General features: G+C 72.0%; 10 protein-coding genes. 9 read left to right on the top strand and 1 reads right to left on the bottom strand.

Going from position 1 to position 17182, the window contains the following annotated elements:
• Window positions 1-56: 56 nt before the first annotated feature.
• The 7 genes from ACFYWX_RS09685 to ACFYWX_RS09655 all read left to right on the top strand — a co-directional run bounded on the left by ACFYWX_RS09685 (window position 57) and on the right by ACFYWX_RS09655 (window position 12182).
• Window positions 57-1847 carry an ABC transporter ATP-binding protein gene (locus ACFYWX_RS09685; RefSeq protein ID WP_389423433.1) on the top strand — a complete coding sequence of 597 codons (1791 nt, stop codon included), beginning with the start codon at window positions 57-59 and terminating at the stop codon, window positions 1845-1847.
• Window positions 1844-3709 carry an ABC transporter ATP-binding protein gene (locus tag ACFYWX_RS09680; RefSeq protein WP_389423432.1) on the top strand — a complete coding sequence of 622 codons (1866 nt, stop codon included), beginning with the start codon at window positions 1844-1846 and terminating at the stop codon, window positions 3707-3709. Before ACFYWX_RS09685 ends, ACFYWX_RS09680 begins: the two co-directional genes overlap by 4 nt.
• Before the next feature lie 16 nt (window positions 3710-3725).
• Window positions 3726-5438, top strand: a complete 1713-nt coding sequence (locus tag ACFYWX_RS09675) for an ABC transporter ATP-binding protein (protein WP_389423431.1) — start codon at window positions 3726-3728, stop codon at window positions 5436-5438.
• A gap of 91 nt (window positions 5439-5529) precedes the next feature.
• Window positions 5530-7287, top strand: a complete 1758-nt coding sequence (locus tag ACFYWX_RS09670; protein WP_389423430.1) for an ABC transporter ATP-binding protein — start codon at window positions 5530-5532, stop codon at window positions 7285-7287.
• Between the two features lie 306 nt (window positions 7288-7593).
• Window positions 7594-9639: a M4 family metallopeptidase gene (locus ACFYWX_RS09665; RefSeq protein WP_389423429.1), complete on the top strand. Its 2046-nt coding sequence runs from the start codon at window positions 7594-7596 to the stop codon at window positions 9637-9639.
• 298 nt (window positions 9640-9937) lie between these two features.
• Window positions 9938-11602 (top strand): M4 family metallopeptidase, encoded by a 1665-nt coding sequence (locus tag ACFYWX_RS09660; protein ID WP_389423428.1) that lies wholly within the window; start codon window positions 9938-9940, stop codon window positions 11600-11602.
• 70 nt (window positions 11603-11672) lie between these two features.
• The gene (locus ACFYWX_RS09655) at window positions 11673-12182 is read left to right on the top strand and encodes a DUF1990 domain-containing protein (RefSeq protein ID WP_389423427.1); all 510 of its coding nucleotides are present in this window, start codon (window positions 11673-11675) and stop codon (window positions 12180-12182) included.
• Window positions 12183-12185: 3 nt separating this feature from the next.
• Here ACFYWX_RS09655 and ACFYWX_RS09650 read toward each other — a convergent pair whose 3' ends face one another.
• The gene (locus ACFYWX_RS09650) at window positions 12186-14804 is read right to left on the bottom strand and encodes a glycosyltransferase family 1 protein (RefSeq protein ID WP_389423742.1); all 2619 of its coding nucleotides are present in this window, start codon (window positions 14802-14804) and stop codon (window positions 12186-12188) included.
• 248 nt (window positions 14805-15052) lie between these two features.
• On the opposite strand from ACFYWX_RS09650, the gene ACFYWX_RS09645 reads away from it, so the two are divergent.
• On the top strand, window positions 15053-16255 hold the full coding sequence (locus ACFYWX_RS09645) for a S8 family peptidase (protein WP_389423426.1): 1203 nt from the start codon (window positions 15053-15055) through the stop codon (window positions 16253-16255).
• 203 nt (window positions 16256-16458) lie between these two features.
• The coding region (locus tag ACFYWX_RS09640; RefSeq protein ID WP_389423425.1) for a maltotransferase domain-containing protein at window positions 16459-17182 on the top strand (724 nt) is incomplete at its 3' end.

Genomic DNA, 17182 nt, shown 5'->3' with positions numbered 1-17182 from the left:
GGGCCCGGTCGAAACTCGGTGGGCGATGTCAGTGCCGATCCGTAGGCTCGCCCGTGATGCCGACGAAACCTGCACCCACCAAGGACCGGTCCGCCGTACGGACGTTGCTGCGCCTGTGGCCGTACGTACGGCCCGTGCGGGTGCGGCTGTCCGCCGCCGCGTTCGTGGCGGTCCTCGCCTCCTGTGTGGGGCTGGTGATCCCGCTCGTCCTGAAGTGGATGGTCGACGGGCCGGTCGCCGACCGGGATCCGGCGGGCGTCCGGCTCGGAGCGCTGTACCTGCTGCTGCTCGGGTTCGCGGAGGCGCTGCTGTTCGGGGCCCGGCGGTGGCTGGTGGCGCGGCCGTTGTCGCACGTGGAGGCGGAGATGCGGGCAGATCTCTACCGCCGTCTCCAGCGGCTGCCGGTCGCCTTCCACGACCGGTGGGCCTCGGGGCAGCTGTTGTCCCGGGCGACCACGGATCTGATGCTGCTGCGTATGTTCCTCGCCTTCCCGCTGACGTTCCTGCTGGTCAACGGGGTGACGATCCTCGTCGGTGTGCTGATCATGCTGGCGCAGGACTGGACGCTGGGGCTGGTGATCCTGGGGCCCGCCGTGCCGGTGATGGTGACCTGCGTGGTCTTCGAGAAGCGGTACGCCCAGGTGGCGCGGCGTGCCCAGGACCAGGTCGGTGATCTGACGACGGTCGTCGAGGAGAGCGTGCTCGGCATCCGCATCATCAAGGGGTTCGGACGGCACCGGAGCCAGGCGCGGGCCTTCCGGGAGCTGACGCGGACGCTGCGCGGGACGGAGCTGCGCAAGGCGCGGCTGCTGGCGGCGATCTGGGGCGTCATCGTGACGCTGCCGGAGGTCGCCATCGGGGCGGCGCTGGTGCTGGGGACCGTGCAGGTCGCGGACGGGGACCTGTCGGCGGGCACGTTGGTCGCGTTCTTGTCGACGGCGCTGGCTCTGCGGTGGCCGGTGGACTCGATCGGGTTCCTGCTGGCGATGAGTCAGGAGGCGGCGACGGCGACGGAGCGGTACTTCGAGGTGATGGACGAGGAGCCGGAGGCCGAGACCGCCGCGGGCACCCGTTCGACGGACGCCGAGCGCACCGGACTCCGCTTCGACAACGTTACCTTCCGCTACCCCGACGCCCCCTCGGACTCCCCTCCCGTCCTCGATCGCGTCGATCTCCACATCCGGCCCGGGGAGTCCATGGCCCTGGTCGGTGCGACCGGGAGCGGCAAGACCACGCTCACCGCGCTCGTGCCCCGGTTGCACGAGGTCACCGCGGGGCGGATCACGCTCGACGGCGAGGACATCTCCGCGATGCCCAGACGGGCGCTGCGCACCCGAGTCGCGGTCGCCTTCGAGGAACCCACCCTCTTCTCCGCGAGTGTCGGGGAGAACGTCCTCATGGGGGCCGGGGACGGAGCCGGTCCCCAGGAGTTGGAGCGGGCGCTCTCCGTCGCGCAGGCCGACTTCGCGTTCGCGCTGCCGCAGGGGACTGGGACGCAGGTCGGCGAGCAGGGACTCAGTCTGTCGGGCGGCCAGCGCCAGCGCCTCGCGCTGGCCCGCGCGGTCGTCGGCAAGCCGGAGTTCCTCGTCCTGGACGACCCGCTCTCCGCGCTCGACGTCCACACGGAGGCCGCCGTGGAGGCCGCCCTGCGCCGGGTGCTCGCCGACACCACGGCACTGATCGTGGCGCACCGCCCGTCCACCGTGCTGCTCGCCGACCGCGTCGCCCTGCTGTCCGACGGCCGGATCGCCGCCGTCGGCACCCATCACGAACTGCTGCGCACGAACGCCGAGTACGCCCATCTCATGTCCGGCGAGCAGGCCGGACAGCAAGGGGACGAGCGATGACCACGTCCACCACGTCGACCTCTCCTGTCCCCACCGACGACGGCCAGGAAGTTCCGCACTCCGAGAACACCGGCGACCCCTTCGACCGGGACGTCCTGCCCACCCCGCCCGGCGCCACGTCCGCCCTGCTGCGTTCGCTGCTCGCGCCGATGAAGGCGCGCGTCACCGTCACCACGCTCCTGCTGCTGCTCCAGCAGGCAGCCGTCCAGGCGGGCCCGCTGCTGGTGGCGTACGCGATCGACCGGGCCGTACCGGCGTTCCGGGCCCACGACCACGGTCCGCTGATCGCGGTGGCCGTGGGCTATCTGCTGTGCGCGGTGGCGTCCGGCGGGCTCCAGTACGCGTTCATCGTCGCCTCCGCGCGCGTCAACCAGGACGTACTGCTCGACCTGCGCGGCCGGATCTTCCGCCATGCGCAGGCGCTGAGCGTCGACTTCCACGAGCGCTACACCTCGGGCCGGCTCATCTCCCGCTCCACGACGGACGTGGAGTCGCTGCGCGAGCTCCTCAACGAGGGGTTGCAGGAGCTCGTGACCGTCGTCCTGTCCTTCGTCTACATCTCGGCCATGCTGCTCTGGCTGGACCTGGGGCTCGGCGCGGTGGCGGTGGCCTCGTTCGTGCCGCTCTACCTGCTGGTGCGGATGTACCGGCGGCGGGCCGGGCGGGTCTACACGAAGCGGTCGACCGCGATCGCCGCGGTCATCGTCAGGTTCGTCGAGACGATGAACGGCATCCGCCCGGTGCGCGCGTTCCGCCGGGAGGCCGTCAACGACGAGGCGTTCCAGGTGCTGAACCGGCGGCACGAGCGGACCAACGGCGACGCCCTGCTGGAGATGGCGCGCTATGTCGTCGGCTCGCGGCTGGTCGCCAACACGGCCGTCGCGGCGATCGTGCTGTGGGGCGCCTACCGGGTGGCGGACGGCTCGCTGGCGCTGGGAGTGCTGGCGGCGGCGGTGCTGTACCTGCGGCGGCTGTACGACCCGATAGACCGGCTCGGGATGTTCCTGAACTCGTACCACTCGGCGGCGGCCTCGCTGGAGAAGATCGCGGGGCTGCTGGCGCAGACGCCGTCCGTGCCGGAGCCGTCGGCGCCGAAGGAGCTGCCGCCGCTGCCGGGCGAGCACCCCGGCCGTGAGGTCGTCTTCGACGGCGTCCGGTTCACCTACCGCACCGGTGGCGAGGTGCTCCCCCGCTTCGACCTGAACCTGCCGGCCGGGCAGACCGTCGCGGTCGTCGGCTCGACGGGCGCGGGCAAGTCCACGCTGGCCAAGCTGCTCGCCCGCTTCTACGACCCCTCCGAGGGCCGGGTGCTGCTCGACGGGGTCGACCTGCGCGAGCTGGCCGTGCCGGAACTGCGGCGCGGGGTGGTGATGGTGACGCAGGAGGCGTTCCTGTTCTCCGGCACGGTCGCCGAGAACATCGCGATCGGGCGGCCGGACGCGAGTCGGGAGGAGATCGAGCGGGCGGCGAAGGCGATCGGCGCGCACGAGTTCATCAGCGCGCTGCCCGACGGCTACGACACGGACGTCCGCAAGCGGGGCGGCCGTATCTCCGCAGGCCAGCGTCAACTCGTGTCTTTCGCCCGGGCGTTGCTGGCCGACCCGGCGGTGCTGATCCTCGACGAGGCGACCAGCTCGCTGGACATCCCCGGGGAGCGGGCCGTGCAGCGCGCGATGGCGACGGTGCTGAGGGGCCGTACGGCGGTCGTGATCGCGCACCGGCTGTCCACCGTCGAGATCGCCGACCGGGTCCTGGTCATGGAGCACGGCCGGATCGTCGAGGACGGCACCCCGGCCGAACTGATCGCGGGCACGGGCCGGTTCGCGGATCTGCACCGGGCGTGGCGGGACAGCCTGGCGTGAGTCTCCAGGAGGAGCGTTGATCGACGCGTACGAGGATCCCGGGACACCCGAGTGTCGGGGCGGGGCCGGGTATCTGTGGTGGCTGGTGATGCGGCAGCCGTGGCGGTCGGTGACCGGGGCGGTGCTGGCCAGCGTCTGGATGGTGCTGTTGGCGGCGACACCGTTTCTGATGGCACGGGCCGTCGACCAGGGGCTGGAAGGCAAGGACCTGGGGGCGCTGGCCGGGTGGTGCGGGGCCATCGTCGTGATCGGGGCGTTCAACTCGTGGCTGAGCATCATGCGGCACCGCACGATGACCCGGGTGCGGATGGACGCCAACTTCCGCACGGTGAAGGTGGTCGTCGGGCAGGCGGTGCGGCTCGGGGCGGCGCTGCCGCGGCGGGCCGGGGCCGGGGAGGTCGTCACGATCGGCGTGGGCGACGTGCAGACGATCAGTCAGTCGCTGACGGTCGTCGGGCCCGGCGTCGGCGCGGTCGTCGCGTACTGCGTGGTCGCCGGGCTGCTGCTGTCGGTCTCCGCGCAGCTCGCGGTCGTGGTGCTGCTCGGGGTGCCGGTGATGGCCGGGCTCGTCGGGCCGCTGCTCGGACGGTTGCGGGCGGTGGAGTCGGAGTACCGGGAGCGGCAGGGCGTGCTGACCGCGCGGATCGGTGACCTCGCGGGCGGACTGCGGGTCCTCAACGGCCTCGGCGGCAAGGGGCTGTTCTCCGACGCGTTCCGGCGGGACTCGGGGCTGCTGCGGGAGCAGGGCTACCGGGTCGGGGCGGTGACCAGCTGGCTCCAGGCGCTCGGCGTGGGGCTGCCGACGCTGTTCCTCGCCGTGGTGACGTGGCTGGCGGCCCGGCTCGCCGCCCAGGGGCAGATCACGGTGGGCGAGTTGGTGTCCGTGTACGGCTATGTCGCGGTGCTGGTGGGCCCGGTGGCGTTCCTCGTGGAGAGCGGCTACCAGATCGGCCGGGGCGTGGTGGCCGCCGAGCGTGTCGTACGGCTGCTGCGGCTGGAGCCGGAGCCGGACGAGGGGACGACGGACGCGCCCGCGGAGCCGGCGGTGCTGCACGACCCGGAGTCCGGGCTGCGGGTGCTGCCGGGGCGGCTGACGGCGCTGGCCGGGGCCCGGCCGGCCGACGCGGCGGCCGTGGTGGACCGCCTGGGCCGGTACGTGCCGTCGGCGGCGGTCTGGGGTGGCGTACGGCTGGACGAGATCCCCCTGGCACAGGTCAGGGCGCGGATCCTGGTCGCCGACCACGAGGCCGACCTGTTCGCCGGGCCGCTGCGCGAGCTGCTCGGCGGGCGCCGGGTGCCGGACGACGCGGAGATCATGCGGGCGGTGCGGGCCGCCGTGGCCGACGACATCGTGCAGGGGCTGCCGGAGGGGCTGGACTCCGCGATCGACGCGCAGGGACGCAACCTCTCCGGCGGTCAACGGCAGCGCGTGCGGCTGGTGCGGGCGCTGCTGGCCGACCCCGAGGTGCTGCTCGCCGTCGAGGCGACGTCGGCGCTCGACGCCCACACCGAGGCGGCCGTGGCCGAACGGCTGCGCACCGCCCGCCGGGACCGCACGACCGTCGTCACCACCACCTCACCCCTCGTGCTGGACCAGGTGGACGTCGTCCACTACCTCGTCGACGGCAAGGTGGCGGCGACGGGCAGCCACCAACGCCTCCTGAACGAGGAACCGGGCTACCGGGCCCTGGTGGCCCGCGACGCGGACGCCGAGGAGGTCGTGGGATGACATACGGGACGACACCGGGCCGGACTTTGGAGACCGCGGAAGGACAGGGTGCCGCGCCGGGTCGGTGTCCCGTTGCCGAGGAGGTCGTGCGGTGACGCGAGGGCTGCTTCCCGTGGCGGGGCGGGGTGATGTGCGGCGGGCCACTGTGCGGCTGGTGCGGGCGGACGGGCGGGTCTTCGGCGTCGTGGTGGCGTTGAACGCGGCGGCCGCCGGGGCGGGGCTGGTCGGGCCGTGGCTGTTGGGGCGGATCGTCGACGAGGTGCGGGGCGGGGGCGGCGTCGGTGCCGTGGACCGGATGGCGCTGGCGATCCTGGTGTGCTCGGCGGCGCAGTTGCTGGTCGCGCGCTGGGCCCGGTACGTGGGGTACCGGTTCGGGGAGCGGATGCTGGCGCGGGTGCGTGAGGAGTTCGTGGACCGGGCGCTGGCGCTGCCCGCGTCGACGGTGGAGCGGGCCGGCACCGGCGATCTGACCGCGCGCGGCACGGCCGATGTGGCCGCCGTCGGCACCACCCTGCGGGACGCGGGGCCCGAGCTGCTGCTGAACTCCGTCGAGGCGCTGTTGCTCCTCGGCGCGGTGTTCCTGCTCGACCCGCTGCTCGGCGCGGTGGGGGTGCTGTGCCTCACCCCGATCTGGTGCGCGCTGCGCTGGTATCTGCGCCGGGCTCGGGACGGCTACCTCGCGGAGGGCTCGGCGACGTCCCAGGTCGCGGAGATCCTCGCGGCGACAGCGGGCGGGGCGCGCACGGTGGAGGCGTTCCGGCTGCGCGAGCGGCGGGTGACGGCGAGCCGGGAGGCACTGGAGACGTCCCGCGTCAAGCGCTTCTACACCCTCTTCCTGCGGAGTGTGTTCTTCCCGGTCGTCGAGACGTCGTACGTCCTGCCCGTGGCGGGCGTGCTGCTGCTCGGCGGGGTGCTGCACGCGCGCGGGGCGGTGAGCCTGGGGGCCGTTGTAGCGGCTGTCTTGTATCTGAAGCAGCTCACCTCGCCGCTCGACGAGATCCTGATGCGGGTGGAGCAACTCCAGAGCAGCGGCGCCTCGTTCGCCCGGGTCGAGGGGCTCGCCCAGGCACCGCGGGCGGAGGAGGGCGAGCCGCGGGCCCCGCAGGACGACCGGATCGACGTGACGGGCGTGCGGTACGCCTACGACCGGGGCGGCGAGGTGCTGCGCGGGGTGGACCTGACCGTGCGCCCCGGGGAGCGGCTGGCGGTGGTGGGCCCGTCCGGGGCGGGGAAGACCACGCTGAGCAGGCTGCTGGCGGGCATCGACCGGCCGACCGCCGGCTCGGTGACGGTGGGCGGGGTGCCGGTCGCCGGGCTGGGCCCGGAGCAGCTGCGCCGCCAGGTCGTGCTGGTCACCCAGGAGCACCACGTCTTCCTCGGCACGGTCCGCGACAACCTCCGTATCGCCGAGCCGGACGCGACCGACGAGCAGCTGTGGGCCGCGCTCACCGCCGTGGGCGCGGACGGCTGGGTGCGCGAGCTGCCGGACGGCCTGGACAGCGAGCTGGGCCCGCACGGCTGTGCCACGGACGGTTCGCAGGCGCAGCAACTCGCCCTGGCCCGGGTGGTGCTGGCCGACCCGCACACGCTGATCCTCGACGAGGCGACGGCCCTGCTCGACCCGGCGACCGCCCGCCACACCGAGCGTGCCCTGGCCGCCGTGCTGGAGGGCCGGACCGTCATCGCCATCGCCCACCGGCTGCACACCGCCCATGACGCGGACCGGGTGGCCGTGATGGAGGACGGACGGCTCACCGAACTCGGCACGCACGAGGAGCTGGTGGCCTCCGACGGGGCGTACGCGGCGCTGTGGCGGACCTGGCACGGGGAGCGGCCGACGGCGGGCTGAGCCCCGCCATGGCCCAACTCCCTTCCGCCCCGCCCCCTTTGCATCCCGTTGGTCCGTATATCGAACATGAATATCCGGTCAACGGAGTCTTTCCGGCCAACTTCTTGACGCGCTCCTGACAGCAAGCGCCATCCGGTGCCAGGCTTCCCACGGCCGCTTCACAGCAACCCCACACACGTCTCGCTGTGTCGCCACACGGCCACCCGCACCTGGTTCCGCGTAACGCCCTTGTTCTGCCCGGACGGCCCACCCGCCGCCCGGTCTCCCCTGGCCGTGCGACCCGCGGCCGCGCAGAAGGAGTCAGTGTTGAGAAGCAGTTCCTCCCACAGACGCACCTCCCACACCCGTAAGACCGCCGCTGTCGCCCTCGTCGGCGTCGCCGCGTTCCTGGCCGCCGCCGTGCAGACCGGCGTCGCGACCGCGACCCCGCCGCAGGCACCGTCGGCCGTGGGCAAGGCCGACCCGGGCGCACTGCCCGCGAAGCTCACCCCGGCCCAGCGCGCCGAGCTGATCCGCCAGGCGGACGCCGGCAAGGCGAAGGCCGCCGACCAGCTGGGCCTCGGCGCCAAGGAGAAGCTGGTCGTCCGCGATGTGCTGAAGGACCGCGACGGCACCCTGCACACACGCTACGAGCGCACCTACGACGGCCTCCCGGTGCTCGGCGGCGACCTGGTCGTCGAGACGTCCCCGGCCGGACAGACCGAGGGCGTCGTCAAGGCCACGCGCGCCACCATCAAGGTCGCCTCGCTGAAGCCGGCCGTCGCCGCGTCGAAGGCCGAGCAGCAGGCGCTGGGCGCCGCGAAGGCGGAGAAGGCCAAGAGCCCCGACGTCAACATCGCGCCGCGCAAGGTGATCTGGGCCGCGAACGGCACGCCGACCCTGGCGTACGAGACGGTCGTCGGCGGCTTCCAGCACGACGGCACCCCGCAGGAACTGCACGTCATCACCGACGCCACCACCGGCACGAAGCTGTTCGAGTGGGAGGCGATCGAGACCGGCACCGGCAACACGGTGTACTCCGGCACGGTCGACCTCACCACCACGCAGTCCGGGTCGACGTACAACCTGACCGACGGCGCGCGCGGCGGCCACAAGACGTACAACCTCAACCGGGGCTCCTCCGGCACCGGCACGCTCTTCTCCGGCTCCGACGACGTCTGGGGCAACGGCCTGGCGTCCAACCTGGAGTCGGCCGGCGCCGACGCGCACTACGGTGCCGCGCTGACGTGGGACTACTACAAGAACGTGCACGGCCGCAGCGGTATCCGCGGCGACGGCGTGGGCGCCTACTCCCGGGTCCACTACGGCAGCAACTACGTCAACGCGTTCTGGTCCGACAGCTGCTTCTGCATGACGTACGGCGACGGCTCGGGCAACGCCAATCCGCTCACGTCGATCGACGTGGCCGGTCACGAGATGACCCACGGCCTGACCTCGGTCACCGCCAAGCTGAACTACACCAACGAGTCGGGCGGTCTGAACGAGGCCACCTCCGACATCCTCGGCACGGCGGTCGAGTTCTACGCCAACAACCCCTCCGACGTCGGTGACTACCTCATCGGCGAGGAGATCAACATCAACGGCGACGGCACCCCGCTGCGCTACATGGACAAGCCCAGCAAGGACGGCTCGTCCAAGGACAGCTGGTACTCCGGCCTGGGCGGCCTCGACGTGCACTACTCGTCCGGCCCCGCCAACCACTTCTTCTACCTGCTCAGCGAGGGCAGCGGCACCAAGACCATCAACGGTGTCACCTACAACTCGGCCACCTCGGACGGCCTGCCGGTGACCGGCATCGGCCGCGCGAAGGCGGAGCAGATCTGGTTCAGGGCGCTCACCACGAAGTGGACCTCCACCACCAACTACGCGGGCGCCCGCACCGGCACCCTCGCGGCGGCGGGTGAGCTGTACGGCACCACCTCCGCCGAGTACAAGGCGGTGCAGGACGCGTGGGCGGGCATCGCGGTCGGCTCGCGCTCCGACGGCGGTGGCGGCGGTGGCGGCACCTCCTTCGAGAACGCCGCCGACGTATCGATTCCGGACAACGGCGCGGCCGTGACGTCCTCGGTCACCGTCTCCGGCCGCACCGGCAACGCACCGTCCAACCTCCAGGTCGGCGTCGACATCGTGCACACCTACATCGGTGACCTCCAGGTGCAGTTGGTCGCCCCCGACGGCACGGCGTACACGCTGAAGGCATACGGCACCGGCGGCAGCTCGGACAACCTCAACACCACGTACACGGTGAACGCCTCCTCCGAGGTCGCCAACGGGACCTGGCAGTTGAAGGTCCAGGACAACGCGGCCCAGGACACCGGCTACATCAACAGCTGGAAGCTCACCTTCCCGTAGGCCGACCGCCTTCGGGCAGTCATGGGCAGGGGCGCCGCCCCGGGGGTCAGGACCCCCCGGGGCGGCGCCCCGTTTTTTGCCAGGCGTATGCCCACGCCGGGTTGGCGCTTTACCCAGGTCAAGTCCGTTTACATTCCTGCAATGTTCACCCGTGAGTCGGTTTTCAGCCAACATCACTTGAGGGTCATGACATGTACGCGTCCCGGGTGCCAGTCTTCCTCACAACCGCCGCACAACTTCACAACCACTCCGGCCGGCCGCCCCACGCCGACCCGGACTCCCCCACGAAGGAGCTTGTGTGTCCTCCCTCTACGCGCGTCACAAGCGCACCACTCTGGCCATCTCCACCGCCGTCGCCGCCGGAGCCCTGCTCACCACCGGTCTGACCGCCGGTTCCGCCGCCGCCCAGGTCCCGGCGGACACCACCGCCAAGGCGCCGCTCGCCGCCGCGCCGGTCCAGCTGACGACGGCCGCCCGCACCACGCTCATCAAGCAGCAGCAGGCCGAAGCGCCCGCGACCGCACAGGAGATAGGTCTCGGCGCCCAGGAGAAGCTGGTCGTCAAGGACGTCGTGAAGGACGCCGACGGCTCGGTCCACACCCGCTACGAGCGCACCTACGCGGGCCTCCCGGTCCTCGGTGGCGACCTGGTCGTCCACCAGTCGAAGTCGGGCGAGACCAGAGGCGTGACCAAGGCGCTCAAGGCCGCCGTCAAGGTGAGCTCGCTGAAGCCGGCCGTCGCCGCGTCGAAGGCCGAGAAGCAGGCGCTGACCGCCGCGAAGGACGCCGGTTCCGAGAAGACCGCCGCCGACCAGGCCCCGCGCAAGGTGATCTGGGCGGGCAACGGCAAGCCGACCCTGGCCTACGAGACCGTCGTCGGCGGCCTCCAGGACGACGGCACCCCGAACGAGCTGCACGTCATCACCGACGCGGCCACCGGCAAGAAGCTGTACGAGTACCAGGCCATCGAGACCGGCAGCGGCAAGAGCCTGTACTCCGGCAGCGTCACCCTCGGCACCACCAAGTCGGGCTCGACGTTCCAGCTGTACGACACCACGCGCGGCGGCCACAAGACGTACAACAAGGCCCGCAGCACCAGCTCCTCCGCGGGCACCCTGTTCACGGACGCCGACGACGCGTGGGGCACCGGTACCGCCTCCAGCTCCACCAGCGACCAGACGGCCGCCGTCGACGCCGCCTACGGCGCGCAGGTCACCTGGGACTTCTACAAGAGCGCCTTCGGCCGCAGCGGCATCAAGAACGACGGCAAGGCCGCGTACTCCCGCGTCCACTACGGCAACGCCTACGTCAACGCCTTCTGGGACGACACCTGCTTCTGCATGACCTACGGCGACGGTGAGGGCAACACCAACCCGCTGACCTCGCTGGACGTGGCCGGCCACGAGATGAGCCACGGTCTGACCGCGGCCACCGCCGGCCTCAACTACAGCGGCGAGTCGGGCGGCCTGAACGAGGCCACCTCCGACATCTTCGGCACCGGCGTCGAGTTCTTCGCCAACAACTCGACCGACAAGGGTGACTACCTCATCGGCGAGAAGATCGACATCAACGGCGACGGCACCCCGCTGCGCTACATGGACAAGCCGAGCAAGGACGGCGGGTCCAAGGACAGCTGGTCCTCCAGCCTGGGCGGCCTGGACGTGCACTACTCGTCCGGTCCCGCGAACCACTTCTTCTACCTGCTGTCCGAGGGCAGCGGCTCGAAGACGATCAACGGGGTGACCTACAACTCCCCGACGTCCAACGGCTCCACGGTCACCGGCATCGGCCGCGACAAGGCGCTGCAGATCTGGTACAAGGCGCTCACGACGTACTTCACGTCGACCACCAACTACAAGTCGGCGCGCACCGGCACGCTGAGCGCGGCGTCGGCGCTGTACGGCTCCAGCAGCACCGAGTACAAGACGGTGGCCGCGGCCTGGTCGGCGATCAACGTCAGCTGACGCACTCCCGCTTGACATGAGTGGCCCCCGGGACGAAGGCATCCCCGGGGGCCGCCCTACTCTTGGGCGCATGTCCTTCACGTACGCGGATGTCGGCGCCACCCGCGAGAACGGCTTCTGCCCGCCCAACTTCCACCCGCTCCATGTGCGCACCCGCCTCGGGGAGGGTCAGGCGCTCTTCCGGCGGGCCGCCGATGCCGTCCTCACCTGGGAGATGCACCGCGCCCTGGGCGTGGGCATAGCCGCAACCGCCGACCGCGCGGCCCCCGACGTCGACGTCACGGTCACCCTCGCCGGCATGATCAAGGCGCCGTGCCGCGTCGTCTGGACCGTGGAGGAACCCCGCCGCGCGGGCTGGGCCTACGGCACCCTCCTGGGCCACCCCGAGTGCGGCGAGGAGTCCTTCGTCGTCGACCGCACCGGCGACGGCACGGTCTGGCTGACGATCTCCGCCTTCAGCCGCGCCGCCAAGTGGTACTCCCGAGCCGGCGGCCCGGCCACCCGGGGGTTGCAGCATGCGTACGCCCGCAGGTGCGGAGTGGTCCTGCGCAAGCTGTGCGCCCCGGAGGACAGCGCCTGAGGCTCACCGCATCAGCACCCCCGCCTCCTCCCCGAGTTCCTCACCGGGCACCGCCACGAGCCCCAGCTCCGCGCCGGCCGCCAGTAGTCGGTGGGCCGGGAGGATGCGGACCGTGTAGCCGTAGGGGCCGGTGCGGTCGAGGGAGAGGGGCCCCTCGTAGAACCAGCGGCCCTCCGGGTCGGGGCCGCCCGCCGACTTCAGGGGGACGGGTGTCGCGTCGGTGATGCGGTCCTGGTTGTCGACGCGGCCGGAGAGGGCCTGGACCTCGACGTCGTCGGGGGCGAGGTCGCCGAGGCCGACGCGGACGCGGAGGGTGAGGGTGGTGCCGAGTTCGGCGGTGGCGGTGGTGGCGGACGTCTCGACGTGGTCGACGCTGACGCCGTGCCAGGCCGCGCGGACCCGGGACTTCCAGGCGGCGAGTTCGCGGGCGGAGTCCGGGTCCATCGAGCGGTGGGCGAGGCCCGCGGGGGCGTACAGGCGCTCGACGTACTCGCGGACCATGCGGCCCGCCAGGACCTTGGGTCCGAGCAGGGTGAGGGTCTGGCGGACCATCTCGATCCAGCGGTCGGGCAGGCCGCGCCGGCCGCGCTCGTAGAAGCGGGGCGTCACGCGCTGTTCGAGGAGGTCGTAGAGCGCGGCCGCCTCGATGTCGTCCCGGTGGTCGGGGTCGGTGCCCGCGCCGTCCGCGGTGGGGATCGCCCAGCCGAAGTCGGGCTGGAACCACTCGTCCCACCAGCCGTCCAGGACCGAGAGGTTGAGGCAGCCGTTCAGGGCCGCCTTCATGCCGGACGTGCCGCAGGCCTCCAGCGGCCGCAGGGGGTTGTTCAGCCAGATGTCGCAGCCCGGGTAGAGCTTCTGCGCCATCCCCATGCCGTAGTCGGGCAGGAACACGATCCGGTGGCGCACGCGCGGGTCGTCGGCGAAGCGGACCAGCTCCTGGATCAGCCGCTTGCCGCCGTCGTCCGCGGGATGCGCCTTGCCCGCGATCACGATCTGGATCGGCCGTTCGGGGTGCAGCAGCAGGTCCATCAGCCGGTCGCGGTCCCGCAGCATCAGCGTCAGCCGCTTGTACGACGGGACGCGCCGTGCGAAGCCGATGGTGAGCACGTCGGGGTCCAGCACCCCGTCGATCCAGCCGAGTTCGGCCGTCCCCGCGCCCCGCTGCCGCCAGGAGGCCCGCAGCCGCTCCCGCACCTCCACCACCAGTTGCTCGCGCAGGGTCCGGCGCAGTTCCCAGATGTCCTGGTCGGTGATGTCGGCGACCGCGTCCCACCGTCCCGCGCCCCCGACGCTCAGCGCGTCCTCGGCCCGCTCGGCGCCGATCTGGCGGGCGCCCAGGCGCAGCACCTCCGGGGCGACCCAGGTGGGGGCGTGCACGCCGTTGGTGACGGAGGTGATCGGCACCTCGTCGGAGTCGAAGCCCGGCCACAGGCCCGAGAACATCTCACGGCTGACGTTGCCGTGCAGCAGCGAGACGCCGTTGGCGCGCTGGGCCAGGCGCAGGCCCATCACGGCCATGTTGAAGAGGTTGGGCTCGCCGCCCGGGTAGGTCTCCATGCCGAGCCGCAGGACGCGCTCGACGTCGATGCGCGGGAGTTCGGCGTCAGGGCCGAAGTGGCGGGCGACGAGCTCGCGGTCGAAGCGGTCGATGCCGGCGGGGACGGGGGTGTGCGTGGTGAAGACCGTCCCGGCCCGGACCGCCTCCAGCGCCGAGTCGAAGTCCAGGCCCTCCGCACAGAGTTCGGCGATGCGTTCGAGCCCGAGAAAGCCCGCGTGGCCCTCGTTGGTGTGGAAGACCTCCGGCTCGGGATGGCCGGTCAGCCGGCAGTACGTGCGCACCGCCCGGACCCCTCCTATACCGAGCAGCATCTCCTGCAGCAGCCGGTGCTCGCTGCCGCCGCCGTAGAGCCGGTCGGTCACCCCGCGTTCGCCGAGGTCGTTCTCCTCGACGTCGGAGTCGAGCATCAGCAGCGGAACACGGCCGACCTGGGCCAGCCAGATCCGGGCGTGCAGCGATTTTCCGCCGGGCAGGGCGAGGGAGACCTGGGCGGGGGAGCCGTCGGCCTCCTTCACCAGCGCCACCGGCAGTTCGTTGGGGTCGAGGACGGGATAGTGCTCCTGCTGCCAGCCGTCCCGGGAGAGGGTCTGACGGAAGTAGCCGTGGCGGTAGAGGAGTCCGACGCCGATCAGCGGCAGACCGAGGTCGCTGGCCGCCTTCAGGTGGTCGCCGGCGAGGATGCCGAGGCCGCCCGAGTACTGCGGCAGGGCGGCCGTGATGCCGAACTCGGGCGAGAAGTAGGCGACGGCGTCGGGAAGTTCACCGGACCGCGCCTGGTACCAGCGCTCCCCGGTGACGTAGTCGTGCAGGTCGTCGGCGGCCGCCGCGAGGCGGCGCAGGAAACGGCGGTCCTCGGCCAGCTCCGCGAGCCGTTCCGATGAGACACCGCCCAGCAGGCGTACGGGATCGCACTCGGAAGCGGCCCAGCGCTCCGGGTCGACGGACCGGAAGAGGTCACGGGTCTCCGCATGCCAGGACCAGCGCAGATTGCGCGCGAGGTCGCTGAGCGGCCGTAGGGGTTCGGGAAGAACGGGACGGACGGTGAATCGACGGATCGCCTTCACATTCCACCTCGGCGCGTTGCGTTGTGGACGCACGGCGGTGTGCGTCTCGGCGTCACCCATGACGGTACCGGCGTCGACGTCCCCTTCGCTGGGAGTGCCACGGCCCGACCGTTATGGCCGATTCCACCGTAGGCCTTCTTGTGGTGCCTCACCCCGCACGAGAGGCTGCCCAGTGGCGTACCGCTCCACGCCGGATGCACCCGGCGCGCCGCCAGGGGCGTACGCCGTCGAGGAGGGGAACTCACACCATGGCACGGACGCGTGAGCGGCGTCTGCGCCGGGCGGTGGGGCTGGCCGCGGTGAGCTGTGCCGCGGCCCTTACGGCCGTCACCCTGCCCGCGCACGCCGTACCGCAGGGGCGGATATCCGGCGCCGGAGCGCCCGGTTCCGTCAGCGGAAGCTACCTGGTGACGCTCAAAGGGGGAACGAAGGCTCCGTCGGCGGCGGGAACGAGCCTCGCCGAGAAGTACGGGGTCAGAATCAGCCATGTCTACGGCACGGCACTCAACGGCTACGCGGTCAGGGGCGACGAGAGACGGGCCCGGCTCCTGGCCGCCGACCCGCGTGTCGCCTCGGTCGTCCAGGACAGCCGCGTCACCCTCGACCGCGCCCCGCGCACCCCGCCGCCGTGGGGCCTGGACCGTGTCGACCAGCCGGCCCTGCCGCTGGACCGCGGTTACACCGGGCCCAAGTCCGCGGGCGCCGGGGTGACGGTCTACGTGATCGACACCGGCATCCGCACCACGCACCGGGACTTCGGCGGCCGGGCGAGCCACGGCTGGGACTTCGTCGACGGCGACCGGTCCGCGACCGACGGCAACGGGCACGGCACCCATGTCGCCGGCACCATCGCGGGCACGGTCCACGGCGTCGCCAAGAAGGCCCGCGTGGTGGCCGTGCGCGTCCTCGCCGACGACGGCTCCGGCACGACCACGCAGGTCATCGCCGGGATCGACTGGGTCACCCGGAACGCGAGGAAGCCCGCGGTCGCCAACCTCAGCCTGGGCGGCTACCGCAACGCCCAACTGGACGCCGCCGTACGCAACTCGATCAGGTCCGGCGTCACCTACACGGTCGCGGCGGGCAACGACGGGCTGCGGGCCGACACCTACTCCCCCGCGCGGGTGAAGGAGGCGATCACGGTCGGCGCGACGGACCGGACGGACCGGAAACCGGCCTTCTCCAACTACGGCCCCGCCCTGGACCTGTTCGCCCCGGGCGTGTCGATCACCTCGGCCACCCGGACGAGCGACACCGGCACAGCGACCTTCTCGGGTACGTCGATGGCGTCGCCGCACGCGGCGGGCGCGGCCGCGCTCTACCTGGCCGACCACCCCGGGGCGACACCGGCCCAGGTCGCCGGGACGCTGATTGACGGAGCGACGAAGGGGAAGGTGTCCGGCCGGGGGCCGGGTTCACCGAACAAACTTCTACGCGTGCCCCCCTCGTAGGGCGGAGTGCCGGTACCGGCCCCGTTCCTCTCGAACGGGGCCGGTCTTGTGCGTAGACATACGCGTGAGTAGTTAACAAAGTGCCGGATTGCCCACCCGAATAGGGTGGGAAGGCTCCACCGGTGCACCTCTCGGGTACACCACGCAGGACCCACCTCCCCATAGCCATCCGCCCACCCACGTTGACGCGGACAGGAGCGGTCATGCCCGCCACGCACCACTCGTCAGCACCCCCGACACCCAGCACCGCCGCGCCTCCCGTGCGCCCCGCCGACGTCGGTCCACCGCCGGTCCCGGAGCCATCCTCCGCGGGCCACGCCACCGCCGTCGGGCGCATACCGGTCCTCGACGTCCGGCCCGTCGTCCAGCACGGGCGCCGGCCCGCCAAGGCGGTCACCGGCGAGACGTTCCAGATCTCGGCCACCGTCTTCCGCGAGGGCCACGACGCGGTCGCCGCCAACGTGGTCCTGACGGACCCGGACGGCCGCCCCGGCCCCTGGACTCCCCTGCGTGAACTGGCCCCCGGCACCGACCGCTGGGGCGCCGACGTCACCGCGGGCGCGCCGGGCCGCTGGACCTACACCGTGGAGGCCTGGAGCGACCCGGTCACCACCTGGCGGCACCACGCCCGCATCAAGATCCCGGCAGGCATCGACACGCACCTGGTCCTGGAGGAGGGTGCGCAGCTCTACGAGCGTGCCGCGGCCGGTGTGCCCGAACAGGCGGGCCACGAGACCGTACTGGCCGCCGTCGACGCGCTCAGGGACGAGTCCCGCCCGGCCGCGGCACGGCTCGCGGCGGCGTTGACGCCTGAGGTGGACACGGTCCTGGGCCGTTACCCCTTGCGGGAGTTGGTGACCTCCTCGGACCCCCTGCCGTTGCAGGTCGAGCGGGAGCGGGCCCTGTACGGCGCCTGGTACGAGTTCT

Origin of the sequence: Streptomyces sp. NPDC002888 (assembly GCF_042888465.1) — a bacterium.
Lineage (GTDB): Bacteria > Actinomycetota > Actinomycetes > Streptomycetales > Streptomycetaceae > Streptomyces.
The sequence above is the reverse complement of the archived record's forward strand: the minus strand, read 5'-3'. Positions and strand labels throughout refer to the sequence as shown.